Origin of the sequence: Streptomyces soli, from assembly GCF_003999195.1 — a bacterium.
Lineage (GTDB): Bacteria > Actinomycetota > Actinomycetes > Streptomycetales > Streptomycetaceae > Actinacidiphila > Actinacidiphila soli.
On the sequence record NZ_RJVR01000401.1, the window covers coordinates 1 to 6,964 of the forward strand.

Annotated in this window: 7 protein-coding genes and 1 pseudogene; 2 read left to right on the forward strand and 6 right to left on the reverse strand. The window is 65.9% G+C overall.

The features are described from left to right. Nucleotides 1–247 precede the first annotated feature (247 nt). Together EFK10_RS46455 and EFK10_RS46460 are read right to left on the reverse strand one after the other, a co-directional pair. Nucleotides 248–739 carry a hypothetical protein gene (locus tag EFK10_RS46455; RefSeq protein ID WP_127361646.1) on the reverse strand — a complete coding sequence of 164 codons (492 nt, stop codon included), beginning with the start codon at nt 737–739 and terminating at the stop codon, nt 248–250. 317 nt (nt 740–1,056) lie between these two features. Further along, a protein-coding gene (locus EFK10_RS46460; protein WP_127361647.1) for an IS3 family transposase occupies nt 1,057–2,234 on the reverse strand; the annotation gives its coding sequence in 2 pieces (ribosomal slippage) (nt 1,057–1,973 and nt 1,973–2,234; 1,179 coding nt in all). Between the two features lie 285 nt (nt 2,235–2,519). Between EFK10_RS46460 and EFK10_RS46465 the strand changes: the two genes are divergently transcribed. Next, entirely contained in the window at nt 2,520–3,122 is a 603-nt protein-coding gene (locus tag EFK10_RS46465) for an AAA family ATPase (RefSeq protein WP_127361648.1), read from the forward strand. Between the two features lie 661 nt (nt 3,123–3,783). On the opposite strand, the gene EFK10_RS48360 is transcribed toward EFK10_RS46465, so the two are convergent. The 4 genes and pseudogenes from EFK10_RS48360 to EFK10_RS51745 form a co-directional block, all read right to left on the reverse strand. Continuing rightward, on the reverse strand, nt 3,784–3,957 hold the full coding sequence (locus tag EFK10_RS48360; RefSeq protein ID WP_164836513.1) for a DUF6416 domain-containing protein: 174 nt from the start codon (nt 3,955–3,957) through the stop codon (nt 3,784–3,786). A 664-nt stretch (nt 3,958–4,621) separates the two neighbouring features. Then, nucleotides 4,622–4,996, reverse strand: a complete 375-nt coding sequence (locus EFK10_RS46475) for a winged helix-turn-helix domain-containing protein (protein ID WP_127361650.1) — start codon at nt 4,994–4,996, stop codon at nt 4,622–4,624. Then, nucleotides 4,996–5,349: a hypothetical protein gene (locus EFK10_RS51740; RefSeq protein ID WP_240677899.1), complete on the reverse strand. Its 354-nt coding sequence runs from the start codon at nt 5,347–5,349 to the stop codon at nt 4,996–4,998. The genes EFK10_RS46475 and EFK10_RS51740 overlap by 1 nt, the downstream gene beginning before the upstream one ends. A 281-nt stretch (nt 5,350–5,630) precedes the next feature. Next, nucleotides 5,631–5,837, reverse strand: a pseudogene (locus EFK10_RS51745) (tyrosine-type recombinase/integrase); the annotation flags it as partial. Between EFK10_RS51745 and EFK10_RS46490 the strand changes: the two are divergent. Beyond that, nucleotides 5,791–6,348, forward strand: coding sequence for a PAS domain-containing protein (locus tag EFK10_RS46490; RefSeq protein WP_164836515.1), 558 nt, complete (start codon nt 5,791–5,793; stop codon nt 6,346–6,348). The pseudogene EFK10_RS51745 and the gene EFK10_RS46490 overlap by 47 nt on opposite strands. The last annotated feature ends 616 nt before the right edge of the window (nt 6,349–6,964 follow it).

Below are 6,964 nucleotides of genomic sequence, written 5' to 3' on the forward strand. Positions count from 1 at the left end.
GTCCTTGGTCCACCGTGCGTTCGGCTTGGAGGCGCTTGTCACCAGACGGTTGTATCGGGCGCCCGTAGGCTGCGCAAGATCGGCCCGACAGTCGTGCCCGTTGCGTGCCCGGTCCGGCGGGACGAAGCGGGGACTCACGGGGAACGACGGCGCCGACCGTGCTCCGGCCCAGGTCAAGGACTCCGCAGGTCAGCCACCCGGCGCATACGGGATCTTCCAAACTGGTGATCTTTGCTCGCAGAAGCCCCTACGGACGCTTCGAGCCGAGCTTTCGGCCCGCTCTCCAGCGCCGGCAGATCTGCTCGAGTTTGAGGTCAAAGTTCGGATCTGCACCTAGACGTGCGGAGTCGTACGGGGCTGGAAGCTTGAATTTGCCCCCCGTCACCAATGTGACCCGAATCCGCCTAATCACATTGCCGCGCCCATGCTCCTGGGCCACAGCAATATCACCGATCTCCGCCCAAGAGCACTGCCAATGCCGCCACATACTGCGGGCTCGGATGCCCTCATCGTCGACGATGGTGCAACCACTGCTGGCCATGCCCGCGCCCAACAAGCCCAGGAACAGGGGCGCAAGCCCTAGCACGGCCCAGGTGCCGAGAGCCTCCGCCACCCCATCACGCGCGACGGAGACGCAGGCGAGGCCGGCGGCGGCCAGGCTCATCAGGCCGAGCAGCGCCACAGAGATGCGAACACTGCGTCGCTGAGCTTGCGTGTATCGGAAGACGATCTCGTCCACACGCGGAGTGTTCCAGGTACTCCCGGTCTGAGGAAGGGTTGCTGTACAGCAGCGAAGTACAGCAACCGCCGCGACCGCAGCCGACCGCCACCAGTCTCAGCCGACCTACTGACCAGCCGAGCAGACCTCAGCGACCGCCCCGCCGATAGTTCGCATCGAGGGGCACCGATCACCTCCGGGCGTCGGCGCGGCGGTCAAGTTCCCGCTGCAATGTCTCGACTCGTCGTACCCATAGCCTGTGCAACCGTTCGTCACGTCCGCGGCTCCACTCTTCTGAGGGGCCGCGCGTTTTTCGGACAGGGATTTGACCGATCAATTCATGCAGCGAGCCGCAGATCCTCGAACTCGGCGTGGACTTCGCGCGGGGGGCGGTAACCCACCGCCGAGTGAAGGCGTTTGAGATTGTACCAGAATTCTATGTAGCGAATGATGTCCCGCCGGGCGACCTCGCGGGTGGGATAGGTCACACGCGATACCCGCTCGTTCTTCAGAGCTCCAAAAAATGATTCGGCCATGGCGTTGTCGTAACAGATTCCGGTCCGGCCAGCCGAACGCCGCAGCCCCAACTCCTTGAGCACGTCACCGTACTCGGCCGACATGTAGTTGCTGCCGCGGTCAGAGTGGAATATTGCATCTTTGGCGAGCTTCCTGTTTCGTGCCGCGCTGCGGATGGCACGGGATATGAGCGGAGTCTGGTAATGGTCGTCCATCGCGTATCCGATGACTTCCTTGGTGCAGCAGTCGATAACGGTCGCCAGGTATAGCCACCCTTCGCCAGTGGGAATATAGGTGATATCGCCGACGAGCTTCTCGCCCGGGGCGCCAGCGGTGAACACGCGGCCGACAAGATCTGGCACGGCGCCCGGTGCCGCCTGGGTTAGCGACCACCGCTTCGGGCGGGGTTGGCAGGGCACCAGGCCAAGCTCGCGCATCAACTGGCGGACAAGCTCCGAGCCAGCGCTGACACCCCATCGGAGCAGTTGGGCGTGCACACGCCGGTAGCCGTAGGTGCTGTCGGACATTTCGAAAGCCTTCTGGATGAGAAGTCGCAATTCCTCGCGCCGCTGAGATGTGGCGGAGTCCGGACGGTATCTCCAGTCGTAATAGCCAGATTTGGACACGCCGAGTCGGTCACACATGAACTCGACGGGGTATGCGTACTCTGCCGTATCGAGTCTCATCGTTTCGATGAACTCGTATTTACTGGCTACCGGGGATCCTTCGCGAAGTACGCTGCGGCTTTTTTCAGGAAGCTAACTTCCATCTCGAGTTCGCGGTTGCGACGCTCGAGTTCCTTCAGCCTGGCCCGCTCGTCAACCTCAAGGGGGCCAGCCTGCTTCCCATGCTCGCGCTCGTGCCGGCGCACCCATGTGCGAAGCGTCTCGGGATTCATGTCGAGCTCCCGGGCCACATGAGCGATGGGCTTGCTGAATTTCAATGCCAGTTGGACCGCTTCCTCGCGGAACTCCGGCGAGTACGAACTTTGACGTGCCACCGTGCTACTTCCCTCGATTCCTTACAGGACAACCCTATTGGGTCCCTGTCCGGGATCTTCGGGGCCCCTCAAACCCGCCGATGCGTGCCAGTTTGGTGCCACACCAGGCGGTCAACCGCGGTCAACGACGTTTCGCAGCAGTCGAGAAGCGCCGCCGAGCTGGGGACTCTCCGAACCCGGCGCGACCTGCGTACCCACGCCGCCCCCACCACCAGGCTCCTAAAGCCTGGTCAACCGACTGCGCTATCCGCCTCCCGCGTGGCTCGTCTGGCGTACCGTCCTCGTATGCTGCTGTGGATCAACGGCCCCTTCGGGGGTGGCAAGACCCAGACCGCTTACGAACTGCACCGGCGGCTGCCGAGCAGCGTCGTCTGCGACCCGGAACACGTCGGCTTCGGCTTGCACCGCATGCTGCCGCCCACCCTGCGCGAGGATTTCCAGGACCTCACCACCTGGCGGCACGGGGTACATGAAGTGCTGGACCTAGTCCTGCGCAGGCACGACGGGCCGGTCATCGCCCCGATGACCCTCGTCGACCCCCGCTACTTCACTGAGATCATTGGCAGGCTGCGTGACGACGGCCACGATGTGCACCACTTCGCACTGCTCGCCGAGCGGTCCACCGTGCTGCGACGGCTGACAGAACGCGGACTCGGGCGCGGCCTGAAACGCGAGAGCTTCGCCGTGGCACGACTCGACGACTGCCTCAAACGGCTCCAGGAACCGGAGTTCGCCGAGCACATCCACACGGACCACTTGACGGTGCCACACGTAGCCGACCGCATCGCCCACTCAGCCGGACTACCGATCACCCCGAATACCGATGGTGCATTTCGGGCACGCCTGCGCAGGCACGCGACGGGCATCCGCCACATCCGCTTCGATTGAACGGGCCCTGACCTCCGTGCCGTTGTCGGGCCGTCCGAGGCGAGCCAACGGTTTGGGGACTGTTCGCGCAGCTCAACCCCGGTGAGACCGGAGGTCGTGAGAGTACCGGGGTTGCTTCGGGACGAAGAGGCCGTGGACCCTCCGTCGGGGGTCAGCCCGGGCGTTTCAGTCTGGCTGCGGTACAGCAGCGAAGTACAGCAACCCCAGCGACCGGCAGCGACCGGTACCGGCCCTCACGGCACCCATCGTGGCCTGTATGGCCTTCGTTGACCGATCCGCATAGAGCTACGGATCAGAAGGCTGTGAGGGGGGTGGGTGCGGAGCCATTCGGCGTCTCGGGACCGTGTAGGTCTGGAGACTCCTATCCGGCCACCCCCCTTGGCCGCCGTGTTCCTCAGTGAGGACATCGAACCGGCCCATCTGCGCCTCCGAAGCTAACACCCGCCACTGACATCGGCCTTGTGACCAGGTTGGCACCGCTGGCGGACGTGCCAGATAAGTGCCAGATCGTGCGGGGAACCACGAGCCCTGGGCTGAGACCCGGTGGATTACTCGGGCCGACCGCCCCGCGGTGTGGCCGCGGAGGATGGCGAAGACAGCTGCGGCCAGGCCTAGAACACGCACGACCAGACCAGCGATCCCGAGGCCACGGGCGGTGGAGTCACTGGCCGAGCTGGGCGGCCAGGAACACCGCTGCCACCGAGGGGCGGACCGCGTACGTTGCGCCCGCGCTCCCCTCAGGAGCCTCCCACCAGTAGAACGGAAACCGCCGCCCACTATTGCTGTGTCCCTTGCTGGTCCCTACCAGCGTCACGCTCGCCCGGTTGACCGACATCTGGTGTCCCCCTGTCCGGCTGTCCCGGTTACCTCCCTCGCCTGCATAAACAGCCCGGACAGCTCGAAGTGCCGCTGTCCGGGCTGTCCGGTCACAGGCGGCTGCGACATTCTGGGGGTGTTACGGCCCGTCGGCGTAGCCGACCTCCGGTGGGTCGCATGCGCCGAAGGCGATTCCCCTTGTGTTCCTGCGCTAACCCCGGGCCGGCACGCTCACTTCCCTACCCCGTCGGCGACGCGGTGCCGACCTCCCACCCCCTGGTACGACACACCTCCGACACAATCAGGCCCTCTGCGCAGAGTGGTTAGCTTTCCGCCGCAGGTCAGAAACGGTGTCAGGCTCAATCAGCGCAATCACTCCGGAGCCGTGTGCGCAGGTTCGAATCCTGCCGAGGGCACTTCGTCTCCCCCGAGGAGAACAAGCGGGATCGGGACCCCCTTGCTCTTCTCCTTCCGTCGATGCTTGAGCCCGCGATGGTCGTGCGCCTCGCGTCCAGTACGGCGGGATCCGCATCCAGCAAGCCAGGCGTGCCAGAGTCGTGCCACATCCAGTGGTGCGCCAGGGCTCCCCCCGGTCAGCGACGGTCAATTCCAGCGAGGCTGACATGCAGCGTAACTGCGCAGGTCATGCACCCTACGGCCCTGCCTCTCTCCTAAAGCGGTGATCACGTGTCGGGTGGGCCGGGCGCGGGGCGGGGAGTTTCCAGGCGAAGGACGAGTGCACGCAGGGCACGAAGTTCGGCGTCCAGCGCCTGCGCGCCTTCGCGGCTGAGGGCAATCCACGTTCGGGGGCGCCGACCGGCGTAGCCCTTCTCCATGGTGATCAAGCCTGAGTCCTCGAGCACCTTCAGGTGCCGGGAGAGGTTTCCGTCGGTGACGGCCAGTTGCTTCTTCAGGAAGCTGAACTCGACCCGGTCGGCTTCGCGGGCGACGGTGAGGATGCCGAGCCGCACGCGCTGATGGACGGTATCGTCCAGCGCCTGAGTCGGATGCGGTCCTTGCTGGTCGTCCCGCGCAGCGGTCGAGTCCTCAACGCTCATCAGGCGACCGTACGCGCACCGGCGGCGTCAGGCGCGGCTCGGCGGCGGAGCGACGCCCACTCGGACAGACCGGCGAGGAGCAGGATGGCGGCGAGCAGGAGCGCCTTGGCCTGAGGTCCGTCGGTCCAGCCGGGGTGGGCGGGGTGCTCCCAGGGGAGCCATCCACTGCCCCAGGATGCTCCCAGGTAGCCGGTGAGCAGCAGAGCGTGAGCGGTGCCGGCCGCTGCGGCGATCCAGCTGCGTTCGGCCATGCCGAGGGCGAACAGTCCGATGCTGACCAGGTACCACGGGGAGGCGTAGCTGTTCTCCAGCAATGCGGCCTCCCATGGCTGGTTCCTGGTCAGCAGCACCATCAGGGCTGTCGTGATCGCCGCGGGGGACGATGCCCCGAGCCTCGCCACGCAGGCGATACCAGCGGGCGAAGACGAACCATGCCAGGGGGAGGAGCACGAACCACACGCCCCAGGCCGCGAAGCGCAGGACGGCGCCGTCGAACTCGCCCTTCAAACGGGGGGTTCCAGGCTCATGGACGACGCACAGGCCGCTCAGCTCGGCGTAGGCGAAGGCTGGATAGGACCCGATGTCGCGCCCGTGGGCTCCGAAGTTGAAGGCGTACCGGGCAACCGGAGCGGCTTGCAATGAGCTGCGGAGGAATCGGCACCCGTCGCACATCCTCGGCCGACCGGTTCTTCAGGCCGCGGTCGTCGTAGTTCTCCCCGGAGTCGGTCCACTGCTTCCCGACGCTTGGCCGTGTCCGGTGCAGCAAGGCGGAGCCCCACCCGGTGGTGGGCAGGGTGAGATCCGGCTCGGCAAGGCCCACCGCTTCGGCAGGGCGGAACCCTGAAGTACTGGAAGCCCTGTTCCACCAGTCCCTGGCAGGCCTGCTGGTCCTGGACACGGAGCTGCGGATCCGTCGGGTCCACGTCACCGCGCCGGTCCTGCACGAAGCGCCCCCTGAACAGATCATGGGCCGACACTTCACCGACGTGTATGACCTTTCCGCACCCGGTGAGGTGGAGGCGATGCTGCACAGCGTGTTGGAGAGTGGCGCGCCCGCAGGGGGCCAAATGGTGGGGGTGCGTCCGAAGGACGCGCCGGGGCCGGAGTATCTGCTCTCCGTCTCGGCATCTCGTCTGGAGAGCCCGCAGGGGAGGATCTTGGGGGTGCTGGCGGAGATGCTCGATGTCACCGAACGCGAGAAGGAGGCCGCCCGCCTGCGCGTCCTCGGCTCGGTGCGCGAGCACGTGGGACGGACCCTCGACGTGGTGGCCACCTGCGAGGAACTGGTGCAAGCGGTGGTGCCAGCCCTCGCCGACATCGCCGTGGTGGAAGTGGCGAGGACCCTCCGCTGAGCCCTTTGGGATGGGAGGTGCCGCTGCGCCGTGCCGCCTTCGGCCACAGGGGCGGCGAGGAGCAGATTCAGGCACATCCGGTGGGTGACGTGCGCTCTCTGCCGTTCCCGACCCCTTACGCCCACCGAGGTTCGCTCCTGGGCCGTCCTCACGCGGCTTGCTGAGCACCTCCTGATTCGTCAGGTCGTTCGACGAGCTTGGCGTTCTCGAACCTTGGCTCTGTGAACTGGCATGTTGTTTGTGCCGGGTAGTTCCGGACCCGGTTGCCGGTGCCGAGGAACTGCTCCAACGCGGGCGCGAAGTCGGACGTGGACAGGCCGTGCAGCTAAAGCAGCGGCAACACCACGTCCGCGTGCTGATGAACACCACAGTCTGGGGAAACGGCACGGTCAGCACGATCGCCATCCGACCGTGAGAGCGGACCGGGGGGCATCGGGCAGACCACCCCGGTTAGCGAAACCGGGGATCCTCCGCACCATTTAGTAGTCCACCGCCATTCCCTGTCCGCCACGTCGAGAGGCAAACATTCAGTGCGAGCGCGCGGTGTGACGGTTCTTGGCGTGGGGTGACGGCCGGTGACCGGTGGTCAGCGGCTGGTGGGGCGGGGTGGTCAAGT

What these genes read in the sequence shown, in the direction of transcription:
- EFK10_RS51740 (WP_240677899.1), bottom strand. Translation starts at nt 5,349, where the DNA reads ATGGTGCTGCTGACCAGGAACCAGCCATGGGAGGCCGCATTGCTGGAG.
- EFK10_RS48360 (WP_164836513.1), bottom strand. Translation starts at nt 3,957, where the DNA reads ATGTCGGTCAACCGGGCGAGCGTGACGCTGGTAGGGACCAGCAAGGGA.
- EFK10_RS46475 (WP_127361650.1), bottom strand. Translation starts at nt 4,996, where the DNA reads ATGAGCGTTGAGGACTCGACCGCTGCGCGGGACGACCAGCAAGGACCG.
- EFK10_RS46465 (WP_127361648.1), top strand. Translation starts at nt 2,520, where the DNA reads ATGCTGCTGTGGATCAACGGCCCCTTCGGGGGTGGCAAGACCCAGACC.